This window comes from Streptomyces sp. RLA131 (genome assembly GCF_056270125.1).
In genome coordinates this window covers 3,816,453-3,838,106 of sequence record NZ_JBWDOQ010000002.1, presented here as the reverse complement: position 1 = coordinate 3,838,106, position 21,654 = coordinate 3,816,453, and the positions used below count along the sequence as shown (strand labels likewise).

Annotated in this window: 20 protein-coding genes and 1 pseudogene; 13 read left to right on the top strand and 8 right to left on the bottom strand. The window is 71.6% G+C overall.

Annotated elements, in window-relative coordinates:
* Positions 1-947 precede the first annotated feature (947 nt).
* Both mshD and RWE79_RS18350 read right to left on the bottom strand, forming a co-directional pair.
* A complete protein-coding gene (mshD, locus tag RWE79_RS18355; protein WP_475941162.1) occupies positions 948-1,874 on the bottom strand; it encodes a mycothiol synthase in 927 nt (308 codons plus the stop codon).
* The gene (locus tag RWE79_RS18350; protein WP_475941161.1) at positions 1,871-3,046 is read right to left on the bottom strand and encodes an MFS transporter; all 1,176 of its coding nucleotides are present in this window, start codon (positions 3,044-3,046) and stop codon (positions 1,871-1,873) included. The genes mshD and RWE79_RS18350 overlap by 4 nt, the downstream gene beginning before the upstream one ends.
* Positions 3,047-3,266: 220 nt before the next feature.
* Between RWE79_RS18350 and RWE79_RS18345 the strand changes: the two genes are divergently transcribed.
* The 13 genes and pseudogenes from RWE79_RS18345 to RWE79_RS18285 all read left to right on the top strand — a co-directional run bounded on the left by RWE79_RS18345 (position 3,267) and on the right by RWE79_RS18285 (position 16,508).
* Positions 3,267-5,099 (top strand): bifunctional metallophosphatase/5'-nucleotidase, encoded by a 1,833-nt coding sequence (locus RWE79_RS18345; protein WP_475941160.1) that lies wholly within the window; start codon positions 3,267-3,269, stop codon positions 5,097-5,099.
* 248 nt (positions 5,100-5,347) lie between these two features.
* Entirely contained in the window at positions 5,348-5,479 is a 132-nt protein-coding gene (locus RWE79_RS18340; RefSeq protein ID WP_475941159.1) for a hypothetical protein, read from the top strand.
* Positions 5,480-5,756: 277 nt separating this feature from the next.
* A complete protein-coding gene (locus RWE79_RS18335) occupies positions 5,757-5,888 on the top strand; it encodes a hypothetical protein (RefSeq protein ID WP_475941158.1) in 132 nt (43 codons plus the stop codon).
* Between the two features lie 70 nt (positions 5,889-5,958).
* On the top strand, positions 5,959-6,084 hold the full coding sequence (locus RWE79_RS18330) for a hypothetical protein (protein ID WP_475941157.1): 126 nt from the start codon (positions 5,959-5,961) through the stop codon (positions 6,082-6,084).
* Between the two features lie 80 nt (positions 6,085-6,164).
* The gene (locus RWE79_RS18325) at positions 6,165-8,186 is read left to right on the top strand and encodes an ABC transporter ATP-binding protein (protein ID WP_475941156.1); all 2,022 of its coding nucleotides are present in this window, start codon (positions 6,165-6,167) and stop codon (positions 8,184-8,186) included.
* Between the two features lie 39 nt (positions 8,187-8,225).
* The gene (locus RWE79_RS18320; RefSeq protein WP_475945908.1) at positions 8,226-8,963 is read left to right on the top strand and encodes a response regulator transcription factor; all 738 of its coding nucleotides are present in this window, start codon (positions 8,226-8,228) and stop codon (positions 8,961-8,963) included.
* A gap of 74 nt (positions 8,964-9,037) precedes the next feature.
* The gene (locus RWE79_RS18315) at positions 9,038-9,820 is read left to right on the top strand and encodes a response regulator transcription factor (protein ID WP_475941155.1); all 783 of its coding nucleotides are present in this window, start codon (positions 9,038-9,040) and stop codon (positions 9,818-9,820) included.
* 2 nt (positions 9,821-9,822) lie between these two features.
* Entirely contained in the window at positions 9,823-10,452 is a 630-nt protein-coding gene (locus RWE79_RS18310) for a DedA family protein (protein WP_475941154.1), read from the top strand.
* An 88-nt stretch (positions 10,453-10,540) separates the two neighbouring features.
* Positions 10,541-11,476, top strand: a pseudogene (gene galU / locus RWE79_RS18305) (UTP--glucose-1-phosphate uridylyltransferase GalU); the annotation flags it as partial.
* Between the two features lie 78 nt (positions 11,477-11,554).
* Positions 11,555-12,952: a sensor histidine kinase gene (locus tag RWE79_RS18300; RefSeq protein ID WP_475945906.1), complete on the top strand. Its 1,398-nt coding sequence runs from the start codon at positions 11,555-11,557 to the stop codon at positions 12,950-12,952.
* A 72-nt stretch (positions 12,953-13,024) separates the two neighbouring features.
* Entirely contained in the window at positions 13,025-13,894 is an 870-nt protein-coding gene (locus RWE79_RS18295) for a dolichyl-phosphate beta-glucosyltransferase (RefSeq protein ID WP_475941153.1), read from the top strand.
* Positions 13,891-14,364 carry a GtrA family protein gene (locus RWE79_RS18290; RefSeq protein ID WP_475941152.1) on the top strand — a complete coding sequence of 158 codons (474 nt, stop codon included), beginning with the start codon at positions 13,891-13,893 and terminating at the stop codon, positions 14,362-14,364. The genes RWE79_RS18295 and RWE79_RS18290 overlap by 4 nt, the downstream gene beginning before the upstream one ends.
* Positions 14,361-16,508: an ArnT family glycosyltransferase gene (locus RWE79_RS18285; RefSeq protein WP_475941151.1), complete on the top strand. Its 2,148-nt coding sequence runs from the start codon at positions 14,361-14,363 to the stop codon at positions 16,506-16,508. The genes RWE79_RS18290 and RWE79_RS18285 overlap by 4 nt, the downstream gene beginning before the upstream one ends.
* A gap of 16 nt (positions 16,509-16,524) precedes the next feature.
* On the opposite strand, the gene RWE79_RS18280 is transcribed toward RWE79_RS18285, so the two are convergent.
* The 6 genes from RWE79_RS18280 to RWE79_RS18255 form a co-directional block, all read right to left on the bottom strand.
* Positions 16,525-17,265 (bottom strand): PH domain-containing protein, encoded by a 741-nt coding sequence (locus RWE79_RS18280; protein WP_475941150.1) that lies wholly within the window; start codon positions 17,263-17,265, stop codon positions 16,525-16,527.
* A 105-nt stretch (positions 17,266-17,370) separates the two neighbouring features.
* On the bottom strand, positions 17,371-17,649 hold the full coding sequence (locus tag RWE79_RS18275) for a cupin domain-containing protein (RefSeq protein WP_475941149.1): 279 nt from the start codon (positions 17,647-17,649) through the stop codon (positions 17,371-17,373).
* Positions 17,650-17,789: 140 nt separating this feature from the next.
* A complete protein-coding gene (locus RWE79_RS18270) occupies positions 17,790-19,364 on the bottom strand; it encodes a sensor histidine kinase (protein ID WP_475941148.1) in 1,575 nt (524 codons plus the stop codon).
* Positions 19,365-19,371: 7 nt separating this feature from the next.
* On the bottom strand, positions 19,372-20,106 hold the full coding sequence (locus RWE79_RS18265) for a response regulator transcription factor (RefSeq protein WP_475941147.1): 735 nt from the start codon (positions 20,104-20,106) through the stop codon (positions 19,372-19,374).
* A gap of 69 nt (positions 20,107-20,175) precedes the next feature.
* Positions 20,176-20,376 (bottom strand): hypothetical protein, encoded by a 201-nt coding sequence (locus tag RWE79_RS18260; RefSeq protein ID WP_475941146.1) that lies wholly within the window; start codon positions 20,374-20,376, stop codon positions 20,176-20,178.
* Positions 20,377-20,418: 42 nt separating this feature from the next.
* Positions 20,419-21,552 carry a S1C family serine protease gene (locus RWE79_RS18255; RefSeq protein ID WP_475941145.1) on the bottom strand — a complete coding sequence of 378 codons (1,134 nt, stop codon included), beginning with the start codon at positions 21,550-21,552 and terminating at the stop codon, positions 20,419-20,421.
* Positions 21,553-21,654 lie beyond the last annotated feature (102 nt).

Genomic DNA, 21,654 nt, shown 5'->3' with positions numbered 1-21,654 from the left:
ATGCGGCTGCGGCCCGGACTCGCGGGCGGAGTTGTGCCCCGGACCCGCACGGGGTTGGTTGTGCCTTGGACCCCTGGCGGGGCTGCGGCCCGGACGACCCGCACGGGGCTGCGGCCCGGAACCCGGGCGGGGTTGTGCCTCGACCCGGGCGGGGCTGCGGCCCGGAACCCGGGCGGGGTTGTGCCTCGACCCTGGCGGGGCTGCGGCCCGGAACCCGGGCGGGGTTGTGCCTCGACCCGGGCGGGGCTGCGGCCCGGACCCGGGCGGGGTTGTGCCTCGGACCCGGGCGGGGTTGCGGCCCGGAACCCGGGCGGGGTTGTGCCCCGGACGACCCGCACGGGACTGCAGCCCGGACCCTGGCGGGGCTGCGCCCCGGAACCCGGGCGGGGTTGTGCCTCGGACCCGGGCGGGGCTGCGGCCCGGAACCCGGGCGGGGTTGTGCCTCGACCCTGGCGGGGCTGCGGCCCGGACCCGGGCGGGGTTGTGCCTCGGACCCGGGCGGGGTTGCGGCCCGGAACTCGGGCGGGGTTGTGCCCCGGACGACCCGCACGGGACTGCAGCCCGGACCCTGGCGGGGCTGCGCCCCGGAACCCGGGCGGGGTTGTGCCTCGGACCCGGGCGGGGTTGCGGCCCGTAACTCGGGCGGGGTGGTGCCCCGGACGTCCCGGGCGGGGCTGCGGCCCCGACCCGGGCGGGTTGTGCCTCGGAACCCGCGCGGGGCGCAGCCTCGGGCGGCTGCGGCCGGGGCCCCTACGCTCTGGCGGGCGTGGGGGCAACCCAGCTCCGGTTGCGGGCGAGCGAAGCGAGGTGGGGCGCCTGCGGGCGGGCAGGCGGTTGCCCCCTTCGCCGACGCGTCCCGGGGCGCGGCACACGTGAGGGAGGGGACCGGGTCACCGGGCTGCGGGCGCCTGCGAGACCGGCACCCCTCACCGGGCGACGGGGGCGCGCTATGCCTCGGTGCGGTACATGAGGTCGACCTCGTGGGTGCGGAAGCCGAGGCGTTCGTAGACGGCGACGGCGGCGAGGTTGTCGGCGTCGACGTAGAGCATGGCGGTGGGCAGGCCGCGGTCGTGGGCGAGGTGGCGGAGGCCGATCGCGGTGAGGGCCTTGCCGAGGCCCGATCCCTGGGCTTCGGGGTGGATGCCGAGGACGTAGACCTCGCCGAGGGACTGGGCGGGGTGGACCTTCGTCCAGTGGAAGCCGGTGAGGCGGTCGCCGCGGAAGGCGAGGAAGAAGCCGGCGGGGTCGAACCAGGACTCGGCCTCGCGGTCGTCGAGGTCGCGCTGGGTGAGGGAGCCCTGCTCGGGGTGGTGGGCGAAGGCGGCCGCGTTGACGGCGAGCCAGGCGGCGTCGTCCTGGCCGGGGACGAAAGTGCGTACGGTGACGCCCTCCGGCAGGACCGGCTCGGGCAGGGGCGGGCCGCCGGCCTCCTCGTGCAGCGGCCGCCGCATCTGGCGGAGTTCGCGGAAGAGGGCGAGGCCGAGGAGCCCGGCGAGGTGGCGGGCGGCGGGGTGGCCGCCGTGGGCCCAGACGCGGAGCCGGCGGCCGGAGGCGGACAGGAGGGCGTGGCCCAGGGCCCGGCCGTGGCCCTTGGCGCGGTGCACGGGGTGGACGACCAGTTCGGCGGCCGGGGCCTCGACGGGGTCGGTGTCCTCCAGTTGCGCGTAGCCGACGAGTCCGCGGTCGGTGTGCACCAGCAGGTGCCGTACGCCGGGCCGTTCGCCGCCGCGCAGGTTGATCCGGCCCTGTTCGGACACCGCGGGCTGGCCGTCGACGGCGGCGGCCTGCTCGATGAGGGTGAGTACCGACCGTGCCTGGTCGGGCGTCAGTCCGTCGAGTACGTCGATGCGGCGCGGGTCAGCGATGTCCGTCATGCCCCTGAGCTTACGACCGGTCGTACGGGTACGACCGCCGCTGCCGCGCAGGCGATCCCGGCGGCGGCGGCGAACGCCGGCCAGTAGCCGGTCGCCGTTATCAGCGCGCCGACGAGCGGCGGGGCGAGGGCGGCTGCCAGGTTCTGCCCGGTGTTGTGGACGCCGAGGGCCCGGCCGGACCAGGCGGGGCCGGCGCGTTCGGCGGTGGCGGTGAAGGACAGGCCGTTGGTGCTGGCGGTGATGCCGACGGCGACGACCAGGGCGAGGTCGGTGAGCGGGGAGGGGAAGGCGGCGGTGAGCGCGCAGGCGGCGACCACGGCGGCGGTGACCAGGGCGAGTTGGCGCATCGGCCGGAGCCGGCTGCCGACCCGGTCCGACCAGCGCCCGGCGGCGACCCGGCTCGCCGCGCCCAGCACCTGTGCCCCGGCGAGCAGTTGCCCGGCGTGGACGGCCGTCCAGCCGCGTACGTCCACGAGCAGTACCAGGGCGAACGCCCCGGCGGTGAACTGCGGTACGACCAGCAGGGCCCCGGCGCCGTGGATCCGCCACAGGGTGCCGGTGCCCCGGTAGGGGTTGGCGGCGGGCACGGCGTGGTCCCCGGCCGGCGCGGCGGCCCGTGGGGGGTCGGCCGCGTACAGGGCGATCAGCAGGGCGATCACCCCGCAGACGGCGGCGAGGAAGACCATGGCGCCGGCCACGCCGTACGCGGCGGCCAGCGGCGGCATGGACAGTGCGGCCACGCCCATCCCCAGCGGGGTCGAGGTCTGCCGGATGCCCATCGCCAGGCCGCGTTCGCCGGCGCCGAACCAGCCCATCACCAGCCGGCCGCTGGCCGAGTACACCGAGGCCCCGGCCGCGCCGGCCAGGGCCAGCAGGACGCCCAGGGTCCCCATGCCGTCGGCGGTGTGGGCGACGGCCAGCAGGACGGCCGCCAGGCCCAGCCCGGCGGAGATCACCACGCGCTCGCCGTAGCGGTCGGCGGCGGCCCCCCATGCCACCAGGGCCAGTACGAGGCCGACGGTCGGGCAGGCCACCAGGAGGCCGACCTGGGCGAGGGAGAGGTGCGCCTGGCTTCTCAACTCCGTTGCCAGGTAAGGGATTCCGTAGACGAAGGCGCAGGCGGCGGTCTGTGCCGCGGTGCCCAGGGCCAGCATCAGCCAGCGGCGTGGCATGGCGTGCACCTCCTTGGTGGGTGGTGGGCACAACTATGCCGGGTGTTCGTATGGCGAGACAGTTCGTATCGCTATACGAGACGGAGGAGCCGGCGTCACCGGTGCGGGAGTGGGGAAACGGGATGGTAACCGCAAAGGACATGACAACTACGCGCGTTGACCATAGGCTGCGCCCGCTCTCCCCTCTTTATCCGGCACTTATGTCTTGTAAGGGGACCTCATGACTGGAAACCCCCGCCCCCGCCCCCGGCGGCGCAGGGCCGCGCGCGCGGCGGCGGCCGCCGCGGCCGGGTTCGCCGTGGTCGGCGTGCTCGCGGCCGGGATGCCCACGGCCCAGGCGCAGTCGACGCCGTACGGAAAGCCCGGCGGCCACGGCGGCCACGGCAGCCGCACGGTGGACCTGCAGTTGCTGGCGATCAACGACTTCCACGGCAACCTGGAACCGCCGGCGGGCTCTTCGGGGCGGGTGACGGAGCTCCAGGCGGACGGCACCACGAAGACCGTCGACGCGGGCGGCGTGGAGTATCTGGCGAGCAGCCTGCGCACCGCCCGTACCGGGCAGCAGCGTTCGCTGACCGTGGCGGCGGGGGACCTCGTGGGCGCGAGCCCGCTGCTGTCCGGGCTGTTCCACGACGAACCGACCGTCGAGGCGATGAACGCGATCGGCCTGGACGTGACCGGTGTCGGCAACCACGAGTTCGACGAGGGCGGGAAGGAACTGCTGCGCCTGCAGAAGGGCGGCTGCCACCCCACCGACGGCTGCTACGCGGACGGCCGCACCTTCGAGGGCGCGGACTACCCGGTCCTGTCCGCGAACGTCATCAACGAGAAGACCGGAAAGCCGCTGCTCAAGCCCTATGTCGTCAAGAACGTCAAGGGCGTGAAGGTCGGCTTCATCGGCGTCACCCTCGAAGGGACGCCGGACATCGTCTCCGCGGACGGTGTGAAGGGGCTGAAGTTCCTCGACGAGGTCGAGACGATCAACAAGTACACCAAGGTGCTCAAGCGGCAGGGCGTCAACGCGATCGTGGCGCTGGTCCACGAGGGCGGCTACCCCGCCTCCTCCGCGTACAACTACGACTGCGACGCCGGCGGTTCCGGCTCCGGTCTGTCGGGCCCGATCGTCGACATCGCCAAGAACACCTCGGCGGACGTGGACGCGCTGATCACCGGCCACACCCACAACGCGTACGTCTGCACCGTCCCGGACCCCAGCGGCAACGACCGCCTGGTCACCAGCGCGGCCTCGTACGGCCGGCTCTTCACCGAGCTGGACATGAAGTACGACCGCTACACCCACGACATCGTGCGGACCTCGGTCTCCGGCTCCAACCACGTGGTGAACCGCACCCAGGACAAGGCGGCCGACCTCACCGGCCTGCTGTCGTACTGGAACGCGCTGGCCGCGCCGGTCGCCAACCGGACCATCGGCTACATCTCCTCGGACATCACGCGCAACGACGCCGACGGCAACGAGTCGCCGCTCGGTGACCTGATCGCGGACGCCCAGCTCGCCTACGCCAGGACCCTGGACAGCGGGGCGGACCTGGCGCTCATGAATCCCGGCGGTATCCGCGCCGACCTCGTGCGGACCGCCTCCGGCAGCGAGGGCGACGGGGTGGTGACCTACGGCGAGGGCTTCGCGGTGCAGCCGTTCAGCAACACGGTGACGCTGGTGAGCCTCACCGGCGCGCAGCTGGTGACCGCGTTGCGGCAGCAGGTCAGCGGCGCCAACGAGGCGGTGCCGAAGATCCTTCAGGTGTCCTCGGGGCTCACCTACACCCTGGATCCGACCAGGTCCGGCGCCGACCGCGTCGTCGCGGACTCGGTCCGGCTCGACGGCGCGGCCGTCGACCCCGCCGCCACCTACCGCGTCGCGATGAACTCCTTCCTGTCCGGCGGCGGCGACGGGTTCGCGGCGCTGGGCGCGGGCACGGACAAGGTGATCGGCGGGGACGACCTGGCCGCCCTGGTGGACTACCTGACCGCCAACTCCTCGGCGTCGGCGCCGTACGCGCCGACAGCGGCCGACCGCATCACGGTGGTGCAGTAGCCGGAGCCAGCACGACCGGAGCCAGCACGACCGGAGGGGGCGGTCCGCCCAGGGGCCGCCTCCTCCGGCGTGTCCGCCGCTCCTGAGGATCGACCCTGAGGATTCTCAAACCATGATGAGTGATTCTAATCGACAGCTCACAAAGGCTTAATCGAATTCGGATGATCGCCGGAGTCGATCTCTGTACTGTCCTCTCTGTCGGCGTCGAACGGACGACGCCAACAGCACACAACGAAGAGGTAATCGAGATGGCTTTCAAGGCTCCCCTGCCGCTGCCCAAGAAGAAGAAGATCGTTCCCCCGCCGCCGAAGCCGAAGGCGAAGAAGAAGCCCGCCCCGGCCCCGCGCCCGGTCAACCCGGACGGCTCGGCGGCCAACTGAGCCTGGCGGCCAGGTAGTTAACAGCCCGAAAGAGGGCCGGTGGAGTGACCACCGGCCCTCTTCGCGTTCCTGTTCGCGTTCGAGGGCCTTGGGTCGGGACGCTCGCGCGGGGCCTCCCGGTTCCCTCCCGACTGTGAGAACCGGCCTCACATTCATTTCATAGGCATCTCACCGCAATCGGCTTCCGCAGCGCTTTTCCTCGCGTAATGTTTTCCATGTCGAAGCCGAAAGGGCGACGACGGAAAGACCGAAGAAAACGCGTAAAAGGAGAATCCCCATGAGCTTCCGCAAGGTTGCCCCCCTCGCCAAGCCGGCCCCCAAGCACGAGCTGCACAAGAAGCCCGCCCCGGTGAAGCCGGTCGCCCGGAAGGTCGTGCGCAAGGCCCGCCCGCGTCCGGTCGGCAACTGACCCCGGCGCCCCACGCCGGAGCAAGCAGCCACCTCCTCGACACCCCGCACGGAACGGAAGAGACACCCGCATGAGCTTCCAGAAGATCCTCCCGGTCAAGCCCGCCGCCAAGAAGGCCGAGCCGGTCAGGCCCGCTCCCGCGAAGCCGGCCCCGAAGCGCAAGAAGCCCCAGCGTCGTCGCCCCATCGGCGGCTGACCCTTCAGGTACCGGAGGCGGGCCGCGGCACAGAGCCGCAGGCCCGCCTCGGCCATGTCCGTATCGAGGTGGGAGAGACCTTGTCCGCGTATCAAGACCAGGCGACGATGCAGCTGCGCGTCCTCGACCCGGACGAAGCCGCAGCAGGTGCCACCGGCCGCCACCGGCAGCAGCCCCGGCGTGCCCGCCCGTACGGACGTCACCGCCACACCGGCGAGTTCGAGATCATCTACGAGGGCGGCCACACCCCCGAGGCCGAGACCGAGGAGGAGGCGGAGGAGCGCACCCCCCACCTCCCGGTCCGTGACGCCTTCAAGCGCTTCTGGCCGCTGACCAAGGGCGACCGGCTGTGGCTGGTCGTCATCTGTGTCTGCGTGGTCATCGCCGCCCTCGGCGAGACCGCCGCCATCCTGCTCTTCTCCGACCTCACCGACAACGCCCTGCAGGCCGGCTCGCTCTCCGCCTTCTGGGCGCCGGCCGGCAAGTGGTTCGCCGTCACCGTGCTCGGCGCGATCGTCGGCTACGTCGGCAACTCGCTCGCGGTGTGGACGGCGGAGCGCTTCGTGCTGCGGCTGCGCGCCAAGGTCTTCTCCCACATCCAGGACCTGCCGCCCGACTTCTTCCAGCGGCACCGCCTCGGCGACCTGGTCGAACGGCTCACCGGGGACGTGGAGGCCATCGAGCACATGGTGGTCTCCGGGGTGGTGGGCACCATCTCCGCGCTGTTCAGCGTGGTCTTCTTCTCCGCCGCCTCCCTGTGGATCCGCTGGGACCTGGCGCTGGCGACCTTCGTCCTGGCGCCGCTGTTCTGGCTGTCCGCGAAGCTGTTCTCCAGCAAGCTCAAGGACGTCTCGCGGGACGAGCGGGTCGCGGACGGCGCGATCACCTCGGTCGTCGAGGAGTCGCTCGGCAACATCCTGCTCACCCAGGCCTACAACCGTAAGCGGGCCGAGGAGAAGAAGCTGCGGCTGGAGGCCAGGGCCTGGATGAAGGCCTCGGTGACCAGCGGCCGGCTCAGCGAGCGGTACAGCCAGCTGGTCGAGGTCGTCGAGACCGTCTGCGTCCTGGTCGTCATCGGCCTCGGCGCCTGGGAGATCTCCCAGGACCGGATGACCATCGGCAAGCTGCTGGCCTTCGCCGCCTTTCTCGGCTACCTCTACCCGCCGATCCGCCAGCTCGGCACCCTGGGTCTCACCCTCAACGCGGCCACCGCCGGCGCCGAGCGGATCCTGGAGATCATGGACGCCGAGCCCTCCGTCCGCGACCCCGAGCGCGCCGTCCCCGTCCCGCGCCGGGTGCAGGGCCACGTCGAGTTCCGCCACACCGGCTTCCGCTACCCCGGCGCCGAGAAGGACTCCGTACGAGGGGTCTCCTTCTCCGCCCACCCCAGCGAACTGGTCCTGGTCACCGGGGCCAGCGGCGCCGGCAAGTCGACCATCTCCAAACTGCTGCTGCGCTTCTACGACCCGTCGGCCGGCAGCGTGAGCCTGGACGGCATCGCGCTGTCCGACTACCCGGTGGACCACCTGCGGGAGAACGTCACCCTGCTGCCGCAGAAGACCCTCATCCTGCACGACACCATCCGCGAGAACATCGCCTGCGGCCGCCCCGGTGCCACCGACGCCGAGATCGGCGCCGCCGCCCGGGACGCCCAGGCCCACGACTTCATCGCGGCCCTGCCGCAGGGCTACGACACCCTGATCGACGCCCACACCGCCCAGCTGTCCGGCGGCCAGCTGCAGCGCATCGCCATCGCCCGCGCCATGCTGCGCGACTCGCCCGTACTGGTGCTGGACGAGCCCACCACCGGGCTGGACGCGCTCGCCGCCCGCCGGGTGATCAAGCCGCTGCGCCGCCTGATGAACGGCCGCACCACGATCATGATCACCCACGATCTGAACCTCGCGCCCGACGCCGACCGGATCCTCGTCCTGGACAACGGCCGCCTGGTCGAGGTCGGCACCCACCAGCAACTGCTGGCCCACGGTGGCGCCTACGCCCACCTGCACCACTCGCAGAACAGCGGGCCCGCGGACGGCACCGGGCAGTTCGACACCGGCCAGTTCCGCGTCCCGTCCGGATTCGCGACGGATTACCGGTAAGGAGAACCGAAGGCGATGACGATGACCATGACCATGACCATGACCATGACCGATCCGAGCGCGGCCGCGGGAGTCTCCGGCACCCCGCGCATCCTGGTGGTCGACGACGAGCGGGCCATCCGGGACGCCCTGCAGATGATCCTCAGCAGACGCGGTTACGAGGTGCTGCTCGCCGGCGACGGCGAGGAGGCCCTCGCCATGGTGGAGTCCCTCCACCCCGACCTCGTGATCATGGACGTCCTGCTGCCCTACATGGACGGCCTCACCGCCTGCCGCCGGCTGCGCGCCCGCGGTGACGAGGTGCCGGTGATGATGCTCACCGCCCGCGACACCATCGGCGACCGCGTCACGGGCCTGGAGACCGGGGCCGACGACTACCTGGCCAAACCCTTCGCCACCGACGAGCTCGTGGCCCGGATCCGCGCCCTCCTGCGCCGGGGCAGCGCCACCAGGACCGCGGACCCCGTCCACAGCTTCGCCGGCCTGCGGATGGACACCATCGGCCGCGAGGTCACCCGCGACGGCCGTGACCTGCGCCTCACCCGCACCGAGTTCGCCCTTCTGGAACTCTTCCTGGCCCGCCCCCGCCAGGTCCTGGAGCGCGAATGGCTGCTCAAGGCGCTGTGGGGCGACCAGGGCCTGCCCACCGCCAACACCCTTGATGTGTACGTGATGTACCTGCGCCGCAAGACCGAGGCCGGCGGCCTGCCCCGGCTGATCCGTACGGTCCGGGGGGTCGGCTACGTACTCGACACCGACCTGGAAGCCGTGGCATGACCGACAGCGGATTCTACGGCTCCACACATCCTGCTCTCAGCGATTTCACAGATTCACGGGCAACCGTGGACGCCATGTACGAGACGACGCAGATCGAGAACGCGGTGAACCCGGCGCGGATCCTCATCGTTGACGACGAGCCCGCCGTCCGTGAGGCACTGACCAGGAGCCTGGAGTTCGAGGGCTACGAGGTCGACACCGCCAAGGACGGCATGGACGCCCTCCAGCACATCGAGATCGAACACCCGGACCTCATCCTGCTCGACGTGATGATGCCCGTTCTCGACGGCCTCGCCGCCGCGCGCCGGATCCGGGCCAAGGGCGACACCGTGCCGATCCTCATGCTCACCGCCCGCGACGCCGTCGGCGACCGCATCGTAGGCCTGGACAACGGCGCCGACGACTACCTCCCCAAGCCCTTCGCCGGCGACGAACTGCTGGCCCGGGTACGCGCCCTGCTGCGGCGCAGCGCGCCCGTCCCGGTGATACCGCCGCAGCGCGAGGGCGGCGGCCGCGCTCCGCAGGCCGCCGCGGGCAGGCAGCAGCTGACGTTCGAGGACGTCTCGATGGACCTGCGTACCCGCGAGGTCACCCGGGCCGGCACGCGGCTGGACCTCACCAAGACCGAGTACGCGCTGCTGAAGCTCTTCATGGCGCACCCGCGCCAGGTGCTCAGCCGGGCCGCGATCCTGCGCGAGGTCTGGGGCTTCGACTTCGAGCCGAGCTCCAACACCCTTGATGTGTACGTGATGTACCTGCGCCGCAAGACCGAGGCCGGCGGCCTGCCCCGGCTCCTGCACACCGAACGTGGCACCGGTTACGTGCTGCGGCCGGCCAAGAAGCGCGAGGCCCGCTGAGCATGCTGGACGCCAGTCATCTCGTCTCGGCCTTCGGGCTGCTCGGCGTACTCGCGATCGTCTTCGCCGAGTCCGGTCTGCTCATCGGCTTCTTCCTGCCCGGTGACTCCGTGCTGTTCACCGCGGGTCTGCTGATCTCCCAGCACCAGGTGATCCATCAGCAACTGTGGCTGGTCTGCCTCCTCATCGCCGCCGCGTCGATCGCGGGGAACGAGGTCGGCTATGTCCTCGGCCGCAAGGCCGGGCCCGCGCTCCTGCGGCGGCCGGACTCCCGGCTGTTCCGGCAGGAGTACGTCACCAGGGCCGGCGACTTCTTCGGGCGGCACGGCGCCCGCGCGCTGGTTCTGGCCCGCTTCATCCCGGTCGTGCGGACCTTCACCCCGGTTCTCGCCGGGGTGAGCGGCATGGCGCACCGCTCCTTCACCGTCTTCAACGTCCTCGGCGGTGTCCTGTGGGGCGCCGGGGTCACCGCGGCCGGCTTCTTCCTCGGCCGGATCGGCTTCATCCGCGACCATGTGGACGTGGTGCTGGTGGCGATCGTGGTCCTGTCGGTCGCCCCGGCGGTCTTCGAGGCGCTGCGCGCCCGGGGCGCCGGGGGCGACCGGACGGTGCGGCAAGCGGACGCCCGGTAGCTTCCCAAGTCGGCACGAATGCTGTGAATTCGTCTTCTGCGATCCACCTCACCGCGATCTCAGAGCTCTCTCATCCCGGTGATACAGCATGACTTCCATGACCCCCCACACCTCTCACCCCACCCACGGTGTCAGGAAGGCGGTCGTGCCGGCCGCCGGCCTCGGCACCCGTTTCCTGCCCGCGACCAAGGCGACGCCCAAGGAGATGCTCCCGGTCGTCGACAAGCCGGCCATCCAGTACGTCGTCGAAGAGGCGTCCGCGGCAGGCCTGGACGACGTACTGATGGTCACCGGGCGGCACAAGCGGGCGATCGAGGACCACTTCGACGCCGCCTCCGAACTGGAGCGCGTACTGGAGGCCAAGGGCGACCTGGCCCGTCTCGACGCCGTACGCAGCGCCTCACGGCTGGCCCGCGTCCACCACATCAGGCAGGGCGACCCGCTGGGCCTGGGCCATGCGGTGCTGTGCGCCCGCAGCCATGTGGGCGACGAGCCCTTCGCCGTACTGCTCGGCGACGACCTGATCGACGAGCGCGAGACCCTGCTCAAGGACATGCTGGAGGTCCGCGCCCGCCACGGCGGCAGCGTCGTCGCCCTCATGGAGGTCGACCCGGCGCAGATCCACCTGTACGGCTGCGCGGCCGTCGCCCCCGTCGAGTCCGCGGCGTGTGCCGGGGACGCGGGGCAGGACGGGGTCGTACGTGTCACCGGCCTGGTGGAGAAGCCGTCCGCCGAGTCGGCCCCCAGCAACTACGCCGTCATCGGCCGCTATGTGCTGGACCCGGGCGTCTTCGAGGTCCTGGAACGCACCGCACCCGGGCGGGGCGGCGAGATCCAGCTGACCGACGCCATCGAGGAACTGGCGGCCAAGGGCGAGGTGCGCGGCGTGGTCTTCCGGGGCCGCCGTTACGACACCGGCGACAAGGCCGACTATCTGCGGACCGTCGTCCGGGTGGCCTGCGACCGGCCCGACCTGGGGCCGGAGTTCCGGGCCTGGCTCAAGGAGTTCGTCGCCACCCTCGACCTCGACCTCACCCCCGGCCCCACCCCCGATCCCACCCCCGACCAGGAAGGCGGGCGGGCTCGCCGCCTGAGTGATCCCATGATGCGCAGACTGCCGCTCCGCTCCCGTCTGGCCCTCCTCACGGCGGCGGCGTTCGCCGTGGCGATCGGGGTGGCGGCGGCAGCCTGCTGGTACATCACCGCCAACCAGCTCCGCAACAATCTCAACGACTCGCTCATCACCGCGGACATCAATCCGGGCTGGGTGAAGATCCTGGAGAGCAAGTGCGGGAAGTCCCCGGCCAGGACCAACAAGTCCGGGCCGCCCTCCCGCATCACCGGTCAGCTGATCAGGGCCGACGGCACCCGGTGCGTCGACTACGCCGACACCGCGATCGAGGTCACCGCGGCCGACCTGGCGGTGGCCGCCGGCAAGAGCCAGTCCGCGCTGTACGTCGGCCGGCGGGACGACGGCACCACGGTCCAGGTCTTCACCCGCACGATGCGCAACGGCGACACGATCATGATCGCCCGCGAGATCAGCGACGTGGCGGAGCCGCTCAGCAAGCTCGCCGCGCTGCTGACCATCGTCAGCGGCTGCGGGGTGCTGCTGGCGCTGGGCGCAGGGCTGCTCATCGCCCGTACCGCGCTCAGACCCGTGCACCGCTTCACCGCCGCCGTCGAGCACATCGCCCGTACCGAGGACCTGAAGGTGCGCATCCCCATCGAGGGGCATGACGAGATCGCCCGCCTGGGCGCCTCCTTCAACTCCATGACGGCGGCCCTGGAGAGCTCCCGCGACCATCAGCAGCGCCTCATCGCCGACGCCGGCCACGAGCTGCGCACCCCGCTGACCTCGCTGCGCGCCAACGTGGATCTGCTGGTCCGCAGCAACGAGACCGGCCGGCCCATTCCGCCGGGCAAACGGGACGCCCTGCTCGGCAGCCTCCAGGCGCAGACGCAGGAGCTGACCAGCCTCATCGGCGACCTGCTGGAACTCTCGCGCCCCGACGCGGCCCAGGCCGCCGCGGTACCCACGCCCTTCCACGCGGTGGTCCAACGCGCCCTGGAGCGGGCCCGGTTGCGCGGGCCCGGCATCGAGTTCCGTACCGACATCGAGTCCTGGCACGTCCTGGCCGACCCGGCCTCACTGGAACGCGCCGTGGTCAACCTGCTGGACAACGCGGTGAAGTTCTCCCCGCGGGACGGCCGGATCGAGGTCCGGCTGCACGCGGGCGAACTGACCGTACGCGACCACGGGATGGGCATCCCGGCCGACGACCTGCCGCATGTCTTCGAGCGCTTCTGGCGCTCCCCGCAGGCCCGCGCCCTGCCCGGCAGCGGTCTCGGCCTGTCGATCGTCGCCCACACCGTGCAGCGCTCCGGCGGTCAGGTGAGCCTGCAACCCGCCTACGGGGGCGGCACCGTGGCCTGTCTGCGCCTGCCCGGGACCCCCGTCGGGGCGGGCGGCGTCGCACACATTGTGAGTGGTCTATGAGAACGCTGTTTCTCATCCGGTGCTCATTGCGGTCTTACTGAGGCCCCAGATCCCGCCGGGAAAGTTGGGGTCATGAACGAGACGACAGCAGGGATCAAGGGGGGAACCCGGCAACGATCGGTCGAGGTCGTGGTGCCGGTGTACAACGAGGCGCATGTCCTCGCGGACAGCATCGGCCGCCTCCACGCCTACCTCGAATCCTCCTTCCCCTTCCCCTTCCGGATCACCGTCGCGGACAACGCGAGCACGGATGCCACCTGGCAGGTCGCGACCGACCTGACCTACCGGCTGCCGCATGTGCACGCCGTCCACCTGGAGCTCAAGGGCCGGGGCCGCGCGCTCAAGGCCGTCTGGAGCCGGAGTACGGCGGACGTGGTCGCGTACATGGACGTCGACCTGTCCACCGGCCTCGAAGGCTTCCTTCCGCTCGTCGCCCCCCTGCTGTCCGGCCACAGCGACGTGGCCATCGGCAGCCGCCTGCACCGCCACGCGGCGGTCGTGCGCGGACCGAAGCGCGAGTTCATCTCCCGCTGCTACAACATCCTGCTGAAGCTGGGCCTGGCGGCCCGCTTCTCCGACGCCCAGTGCGGTTTCAAGGCGGTACGCACCGAGGTGTTCCAGGCGATGGCCCCGCACATCGAGGACAACGCCTGGTTCTTCGACACCGAACTGCTGGTCCTCGCCGAACGCAACAAGCTGCGGATCCACGAGGTCCCGGTCGACTGGACCGACGACCCCGACAGCCGGGTCGACGTCGTCCGCACCGCCCTGGACGACCTCAGGGGCATGTGGCGGATCGCCCGGCGCACCCTGCGCGGCGAGGCGAGGATCGCGGTTCCGCGCCGCCAGAACCGGTCGTACGTCGTCGGCCAGAGCCCCGCCGGCGCCGCGGCCCCCGCACCCTCCTCCGAGAAGGCGCTCACCGGCGCCGGTTCCCGTTGAGCACCGGCCAGGGCCGGGACCAGGGCCGACGTCAGGGCCGACGCGGGCGCGGACTGCGCCAGTTGGCGGCGTTCGGGATCATCGGCGCCACCAGCACCGCCGCGTACATGGCCCTGTACCTCGGCGCCCGGCAGCTGATGCCGGCGCTCTGGGCCAACGCCCTGGCCCTGCTGGTCACGGCGGTCGCCAACACCGCCGCCAACCGCCGCTTCACCTTCGGGGTGAAGGGCTCGGCGGACGCCGTCCGCCACCAGCTCGAAGGCGGCATGGCCTTCGTCATCGGGCTGGGACTCACCACCGGCGCCGTCGCCGGACTGCACCTGCTGGCCCCCAACGCTTCGCACGGCACCGAGCTCGCCGTGCTGGTCGGCGCCAACGCCGCCGCCACCGTCATCCGCTTCGTCCTCATGCGGCTCTGGGTCTTCAACCCGCGGCGCCGCCCGTCCCCCTCCCCGGAGTACGCGTCATGACTGCACTGGCACCACCGCCTCCCGTCGAGGAGAGCCGGAGCTCCCACCGGGCCGCCCCGCCCGCCGACGGCGGCCTCGCCGCCCGCGCCAGAACCCTGTTCACCGGCCGCCCCGAGGACCCCCGCTGGGCCCGGCCCGCCCTCTGGGCGATCCTGCTGCTGGCCACGGCGCTGTACGCCTGGAACCTCACCACGATCAGCGGCAACTCCTTCTACAACGCGGCCGTCTACTCCGGCACCAAGTCCTGGAAGGCCTTCTTCTTCGGCTCCCTGGACGCGGGCAACTGGAGCACCGTCGACAAGCCGCCGTTCGCGCTGTGGACGATGGGCATCTCCGCCCGGATCTTCGGCTACGGCACCTGGCAGCTGATGCTGCCGATGGTCGCGGCGGGCGTCGGCTCGGTGGCCATCACCTGCCGCATGGTGCGGCGCGACTTCGGCCATGTGGCCGCCACCGTCGCCGGCCTGGTGATGACCCTCACCCCGATCACCGTCGCCATCACCCGCGACACCAACCCGGACCCGGTCCTCGTCCTGCTGATGCTGCTCGGCGCGGCCTCCCTGATGAAGGCCGTCCGTACCGGCCGCGCGATGCCGCTGGTGTGGACCGGCGTGTGGATCGGCTTCGCCTTCAACACCAAGATGATGCAGGCCTTCGTGGTGCTGCCCGCCTTCTTCCTGGTCTACCTGTGGGCCGCCGAGGGCTCGATCGGCAGGCGCCTGCGCAACCTGGCGGCCGGCACCGTCGCCCTGGTCGTCAGCTCCGCCTGGTGGATGGTCGTCGTCGACGCCATCCCGGCCTCGTCCCGCCCCTACATCGGCGGCTCGACCGACGGCACCGTGTGGGACCTGGTCATCGGCTACAACGGCTTCGGCCGGATCTTCGGCGCCAGCGCCGGCAGCAGCGGCGCCGGCCAGGGCGGCAGCTTCGGCGGCACCGCGGGCATCGGCCGCCTGTTCAACAGCATCATGGGCGGCCAGATCTCCTGGCTCATCCCGTTCGCCGCCATCGCCCTGGCCGGCGGCCTGATCCTGGTCGGCCGTGCCCCGCGCACCGACGCCCGGCGCGCCTCCCTGATGCTCTGGGGCGGCTGGGCCGTCATCCACTACCTGACCTTCGCCCTCGCCGAGGGCACCTTCCACCCCTACTACGTCACCGCGATGGCCCCGGCCGTGGCCGCCCTGTGCGGGGCCGGCGGCGTCATGCTCCACCAGGCATTCCGTGAGGGCGCCGCCGCCAAGTGGGCCTGGGTGCTCCCGGTCGCCGTGGCCGCCTCCGGTATCTGGGCCGTCGTGCTCCTCCAGCGCGTCAGCGGCTCCGGCACCGCGTACACCGTCGCCGAGATCGTCGCCGGCGCCGGCTCCGCCCTGGCCGTCATCGGCCTGCTGGCCGGCCGCTTCCTGGCCCGGGGCCGCCTGATCGGCCTCGCCACCATCGCGGCCATCGTCGCCCTCCTGGCCGGCCCCACCACGTACTCCCTGGCGGCGGCCACCTCCTCCACCAACGGCACCAACCCCACCGCGGGGCCCTCCACGGGCGGCGGCATGGGCGGCGGTGGCATGGGCGGCGGCTCGGCCCCCGGTGGTGCCGGGTCCGGTTCGATGCCCGGCGGTACGCGGCCCAGCGGCAACCCGCCCACCGGCGGCATGCCCGGCGGCGGCAGCTCCAGCTCGTCGTCCGGCTCGTCCAGCTCGTCCGGCTCCGGCAACTCCCAGCCCGGCGGCGCCATGGGCGGCGGAGGCGGCATGGGCGGCAGCGTCAGCTCCGACATGATCGCCTACCTCAAGAAGCACCAGGACGGCGCGACCTGGCTGGTCGCGGTCGCCTCCGACCAGAGCGCCTCGTCGATCATCCTGTCCTCCGGACAGCCCGTGATGTCCATGGGCGGCTGGAGCGGCAACGACAAGTCCATGACGGTGGCCAAGCTCAAGGCCCTGGTCAAGGCCGGAAAGCTGCACTACGTCATGGTCAGCAGCGGTGGTGGCCAGTCCACCAACTCCGAGGTCACCGCCTGGATCAAGAAGCACGGCACCGAGGTCAAGTCCTCCGCCTACACCAGCTCTTCGAGCTCCAGCACCAGCTCCAGCACCAGCACGAGTTCCAGCAGCGGCCTCTACCGCCTGGACGCCTCCGACGTCGGCTGACTCTCCGACGTCGACCTCAGTCCCCCCGATCAGGGCGGGTCGCCGGGTTCTCTCCCCCTCCCCGGCGGCCCGCCCTTACCCGTGCCCGCGGGTCGAGCACGGCGCCGGTGACGGCGAAGACCGCTCCCGGGACGAGCAGCAGCAGACAGGTCGGGACGACCATGTCCTTGAAGATCAGAGCGATGGACGCGACGAAGAGGCCGAGGGCGCAGAACAGGGCGGCGAAAGCCGCCCGCTCCCATGCCTTTCGGCGTGCGGCCCACCAGAGGATGCCGGCTTCGGACTCGGGCGAGGCCACCCACTCGGGGCCGCGCTCCGCCGTCCAGGCGATACGGATGGCCTCGGCGTCCGCGGGGCTGTCCAACTGCTCGCCGTCCACGTTCGGGAGCCGATACCGGCGGCCGGTACGGTCGTAGATCCGGACGACCCACGGCGCCGGGTACCGCACGGGTCCGCCGGCGGGGGACTCCAGCCGGATGTCGTATATCTCGGCCCAGGCGAGGCGGTGTTGGCGTATCGCCCCTCGGGTGGTGATGCCGTCCGGCCCGACCACCGTTGCGCCGCGCAGGGCCTGGACCACGGTGACCAGGACGATCCCGGTCAGGAGCACCAGCACCGCCGCGTCGGTCCGGCCGGCCGGGCCGGGAGAGGTGACCCGCAGGAGCACCAGGAACACCCAGACGGCCGGTCCCGCGAGCCTGTGCCACGACGGCCGCTTCCGCATCCGGTACGTATGTTCGAATCCGTGCTGATTCATCTGCCCCTCCCGAGGAGCAGATGCCAGATCACGTATCTGTGCTGCCTTCGGCCGGCGGTCGAGGACGAGACGGCCACCGCGTCGGACAGCCCTACGGGACAGCCCTCAGCCGCGCTCGGCCGCCGCCAGTTCGACGATGGCCAGCGTGCCGTGGCTGCCGCGCCTGGCGGCGTGCGGGGTGCCGGCGGGCAGGACGTACAGCTCGCCCTTGGAGAGGGACACCCGGCTGCCGCTGACGTCGAGTTCGAGGCGGCCGTCGAGGACGAGCAGCGCCTCGGTCGCCGGGTGGGTCTCCTGCCGCAGGGGTAGGCCGTTCATCCGCATCACCTTGACAGAGGTGGCGGCGGCGGGGGCGAACGCGTCCATCAGGTTCAGCATGGCCATACCCCGGGACCGTATCGGGCCCGGGGCTCCGGCTCGCCGGTGGAAACACGAACGGGGGAGATGGTCACCGACTCGTCACGGCGCGGAAACGATCCCCCCGCGGCAGTGCCGCCCATGCCGCCCTGGCGCCAGGGGCGGGCTCAGTGCTCGAAGACCTCGTTGATCGCCCCGCTGTAACCGGTCTCGCTGTAGCCGTTGGCCAGGGAGGACGACGGCGGCGTCGGGGTACCCGGCAGGCGCATCAACGCGATGGTGCCCCCGCCCTGTGCCGCGTGCAGGCCCACCGAGCCGCCGGCCTGCTGGACCGTACGGGCGACGATCGACAGGCCGAGGCCGCTGCCGGGGAGAGCACGCGAGGCGGTCGCCCGCCAGAAGCGTTCGAAGACATGCGGCAGGTCCTCGGGGGCGATCCCCGGGCCGTGGTCGCGGACGGTCAGCTCGCCGCCGTGCAGCATCACCTCGACGCTGCTGAGAGGCGGGCTGAACTTCACCGCGTTGTCCAGCAGGTTGACGATCGCCCGCTCCAGCGCGGCGGGCTCCGCCCGTACGTACCAGGGCGCGAGCTGGGACAGGATCTTTATGTCCTGGGCCCGGAGCCGGGCGCGGTGCAGGGCGTTCTCCGCGACCTCGTGGAAGGCCACCGTCTGCAAGGGGCTGCCGCCGGGCGTGGTGTCCGGCCGGGACAGTTCCTGCAGGTCGCCGATGAGCGAGGCCAGCTCCGTCATCTGAGCCTTCACCGAGGTGAGCAGCGCCCGCCGGTCCTCGGGCGGCAGCGCCCGGCCGGTCGCCTCACTGCGCTCCAGCAGCTCGATGTTGGTACGCAGCGAGGTCAGCGGCGTGCGCAGCTCGTGCCCGGCGTCGGCGATCAGCTGCTGCTGGAGTTCGCGGGACGCGGCGAGTCGGGAGGTCATGGAGTTGAACGAGGTCGACAGCCGCGCGATCTCGTCCTCCCCGTCGACGGGGATACGGACGCTCAGGTCCTCGGTACGGGCGATGTGCTCCACGGTGTCCGTGAGCCGGTCGACGGGCTTGAGCCCGGCCCGGGCGACCCACAGGCCGGCTGCGGTCGCGCCGACGACCCCGATGCCGGAGACGATCAGCAGAATGAGGGCGAGGGTGTTGAGCGGGTCGGTGACGTCGCTGAGGGGACGGGCGACGGTCACCGCGGCGCCGTAGGTCTCGCCTGTCGCGTTTTTGACCTTCGAGATCTGCTGGGTGTAGACCCGCAGTTCCGTTCCGTCCGCGGACGTGACGGTGCGGGGTTCGGCTCCGGGTGGGGGAGGGATGTCGCCGCCCCCGCGCGTGTCCGAGTCGCTGGTGGCGGCGGACTGGGCGGCGGCGTCGGTCTCGGCGCTGGAGAGGGGGAGCGACTCGCTGCCCATGATCGCGCAGGTGTCGCCGTTCGACAGCACCACGCGCACGGTCGCCTTGTTCAGGTTGAGCCAGCCGGGCTGGCGGTCGGTGGGGACGGCCGAGGACTTGGCCAGACAGCCGTACTTGCCGAGGGTGGGGCCGACCACCCGCACCGTGTCCGAGGAGCGCAGCGACTGGTCGAGCTGATTCATCAGCTGACCCCGCACGATGAACCACGCCGTCACCGCCACCGCTGCCACCGCCACCGCGACCGCGGCAGCCGTGAGGATGGCCAGCCGTGAGCGGAGCGGCAGCGACCGGAACCGCAGGACGCGGTTGTGGCGACGGTGGGGTGATGCCATGGAACGGTCAGCCCTTGCCTTCGGTGGAGCGGAGTACGTAACCGACACCGCGGACGGTGTGGACGAGACGGGGGAGGCCGCCGACCTCGGTCTTGCGGCGCAGGTACATGACGTAGACGTCGAGGGAGTTGGAGCTCGGCTCGAAGTCGAAGCCCCACACGGCCTTGAGGATCTGCTCGCGGGTGAGGACCTGGCGCGGGTGCGCCAGGAACATCTCCAGCAGCGTGTACTCGGTGCGGGTCAGCTCGACGGGGGTCCCGCCGCGGCTGACCTCGCGGGTGGTGGTGTCCATCCGCAGGTCGGCGAAGGACAGCACGCTGTCGTCCTCGGCGACGCCGGCCGTGGCGGCGTAGGAGCTGCGGCGCAGCAGGGCGCGGAGCCGGGCGAGGAGTTCGTCGAGCTCGAAGGGCTTGACGAGGTAGTCGTCGGCGCCGGCGTCGAGGCCGGTGACGCGGTCGCCCACGGTGTCACGGGCGGTGAGCATGAGGATGGGAACGGTGACCCCGCCGGCGCGCAGGCGGCGGGCCGTGGTGAGGCCGTCCATCCGCGGCATGAGCACGTCCAGCACGATGGCGTCGGGCTGGTAGGAGCCGACCTGGTCGATGGCGGCGAGGCCGTCCTCGGCGAGGGAGGTGTCGTACCCCTCGAAGGCGAGGCTGCGCTTGAGTGCCTCACGGACGGCCGGCTCGTCGTCCACGATAAGGATGCGGGCGGGGGCCTCGCCGTTCTCGCCGGGACTCATGCTCGTGTACCTCGCAGAGGGATGGGGACGGGGGTACCGCTGGTGTTTCCGGTTTTCGCTATCAGCGTCTCACGCCGCGGTGGGGCGGCGGGTGGCGGAACCGGACCTGCGGCGGTTGCGGGTGGGGCGGGTGCGGGTGGCGAGCTCGGGGGCGCGGGTGCCGGGGGCGAGCGCCACGGCGGCGAAGGGCAGCGCCAGGTCGGCGGGGCCGGTCGCGATACCGGCGGGGTGCTCGCCGCGGTGGACGGTGATGTTCACGGTGAGGCTCATGGGGTTGTTCTCCCTGGAAGACGGAAGGGGCGGAGGAAAGGTTCAGCTGTCGCTTCCGCCGTTACGGAGGGTGTCGAGGTCGGCCTTGACCGTGTTGACGGGGATGGCGAAGCCGAGGCCGATGGAACCGGCGCTGCCGGAGCTGGAACCGGAGGAGGACGAAGACGCCGAGTACATGGCGGAGTTGATGCCGACGATCTCGCCGTTCATGTTGATCAGCGCGCCGCCGGAGTTGCCGGGGTTGAGCGAGGCGTCGGTCTGGAGGGCCTTGTACGTGGTGGTGTTGGAGCCGGTGCTGCCGTTGTAGTCCTCGCCGCCGAAGGAGAAGGGCCACTGGCCGCTGCCGCCGCTCTGGCCGCCCTGGCTCTGGCTGCTGCTGTCGGAGTCCTCGGTGGAGACGGTGACGTCCCGGTTGAGGGCGGAGACGATGCCGCTGGTGACGGTGCCGGTCAGGCCCTCGGGGGAGCCGATGGCCACCACCTCGTCGCCGACGGCGACGTTGGAGGAGTCGCCGAGGGTCGCGGCGCTGAGGCCGCTGACGTTCTCGGCCTTGATCAGGGCCAGGTCCTTGTTCTTGTCGGTGCCGACGACCTTGGCGGTGGCGGTCTTGCCGTTGCTGAAGGTCACCTTGATGGTGGTGGCGCCGGAGATCACGTGGTTGTTGGTGATGATCTCGCCGCCGCTGGTGATGATCACACCCGAGCCGGTGGCCTCGCCGGAGGACGAGGTGGCGCTGATCTCCACGATGCTGGGGCTGACGGCCTTGGCGACGGCCGCGACGCCGGAGCTGGAGGAGCTGGCGTTGATGACCTTGGTGGTGGTCGTGGCGGCGGTGGTCTGGGCGGTCGCCTTCCCGATCAGGGCCGCGGAACCGCCGCCGATGAGGGCGGAGACCAGGGCCACCGCGGCGACCAGCGCGATCGGCCGGCGCGACTTGCGCCGGGGCGCCGGGTCGGGTGCGTCAGCGGCCGGCGGGACGGGGCCGCCGGGCCAGACCGTCATACCGGGGGCGGCGGCCACCGGCTGTGCGGGCTCGTACGGGGGCGGGGCCGGGTAGGAGGCGGCGGCGTGGGCGTACGGCGCCTGCGTACCGCTGCCGGAAGAGTCGTACCCACCGCTGCCGTACGGCTGCTGCGGGTCGGAAGCGCTGCTGCTGCGATGGGTGCTCTCGTTCATGGCTCTGACTCTGGACCTCGAATATGAGAGGTTCCTGAGCGCCCGCTGAGAAGCCCAGCAGAAGTCCGTATGACCGATATAAGAAGAGAAACCGCAGGTCAG

Coding starts and splice junctions, on each gene's coding strand:
- mshD (WP_475941162.1), bottom strand. CDS start 1,874: ATGACGGACATCGCTGACCCGCGCCGCATCGACGTACTCGACGGACTG.
- RWE79_RS18350 (WP_475941161.1), bottom strand. CDS start 3,046: ATGCCACGCCGCTGGCTGATGCTGGCCCTGGGCACCGCGGCACAGACC.
- RWE79_RS18345 (WP_475941160.1), top strand. CDS start 3,267: ATGACTGGAAACCCCCGCCCCCGCCCCCGGCGGCGCAGGGCCGCGCGC.
- RWE79_RS18340 (WP_475941159.1), top strand. CDS start 5,348: ATGGCTTTCAAGGCTCCCCTGCCGCTGCCCAAGAAGAAGAAGATCGTT.
- RWE79_RS18335 (WP_475941158.1), top strand. CDS start 5,757: ATGAGCTTCCGCAAGGTTGCCCCCCTCGCCAAGCCGGCCCCCAAGCAC.
- RWE79_RS18330 (WP_475941157.1), top strand. CDS start 5,959: ATGAGCTTCCAGAAGATCCTCCCGGTCAAGCCCGCCGCCAAGAAGGCC.
- RWE79_RS18320 (WP_475945908.1), top strand. CDS start 8,226: ATGACCATGACCGATCCGAGCGCGGCCGCGGGAGTCTCCGGCACCCCG.
- RWE79_RS18315 (WP_475941155.1), top strand. CDS start 9,038: ATGTACGAGACGACGCAGATCGAGAACGCGGTGAACCCGGCGCGGATC.
- RWE79_RS18310 (WP_475941154.1), top strand. CDS start 9,823: ATGCTGGACGCCAGTCATCTCGTCTCGGCCTTCGGGCTGCTCGGCGTA.
- RWE79_RS18300 (WP_475945906.1), top strand. CDS start 11,555: ATGATGCGCAGACTGCCGCTCCGCTCCCGTCTGGCCCTCCTCACGGCG.
- RWE79_RS18295 (WP_475941153.1), top strand. CDS start 13,025: ATGAACGAGACGACAGCAGGGATCAAGGGGGGAACCCGGCAACGATCG.
- RWE79_RS18285 (WP_475941151.1), top strand. CDS start 14,361: ATGACTGCACTGGCACCACCGCCTCCCGTCGAGGAGAGCCGGAGCTCC.
- RWE79_RS18280 (WP_475941150.1), bottom strand. CDS start 17,265: ATGAATCAGCACGGATTCGAACATACGTACCGGATGCGGAAGCGGCCG.
- RWE79_RS18275 (WP_475941149.1), bottom strand. CDS start 17,649: ATGGCCATGCTGAACCTGATGGACGCGTTCGCCCCCGCCGCCGCCACC.
- RWE79_RS18270 (WP_475941148.1), bottom strand. CDS start 19,364: ATGGCATCACCCCACCGTCGCCACAACCGCGTCCTGCGGTTCCGGTCG.
- RWE79_RS18265 (WP_475941147.1), bottom strand. CDS start 20,106: ATGAGTCCCGGCGAGAACGGCGAGGCCCCCGCCCGCATCCTTATCGTG.
- RWE79_RS18260 (WP_475941146.1), bottom strand. CDS start 20,376: ATGAGCCTCACCGTGAACATCACCGTCCACCGCGGCGAGCACCCCGCC.
- RWE79_RS18255 (WP_475941145.1), bottom strand. CDS start 21,552: ATGAACGAGAGCACCCATCGCAGCAGCAGCGCTTCCGACCCGCAGCAG.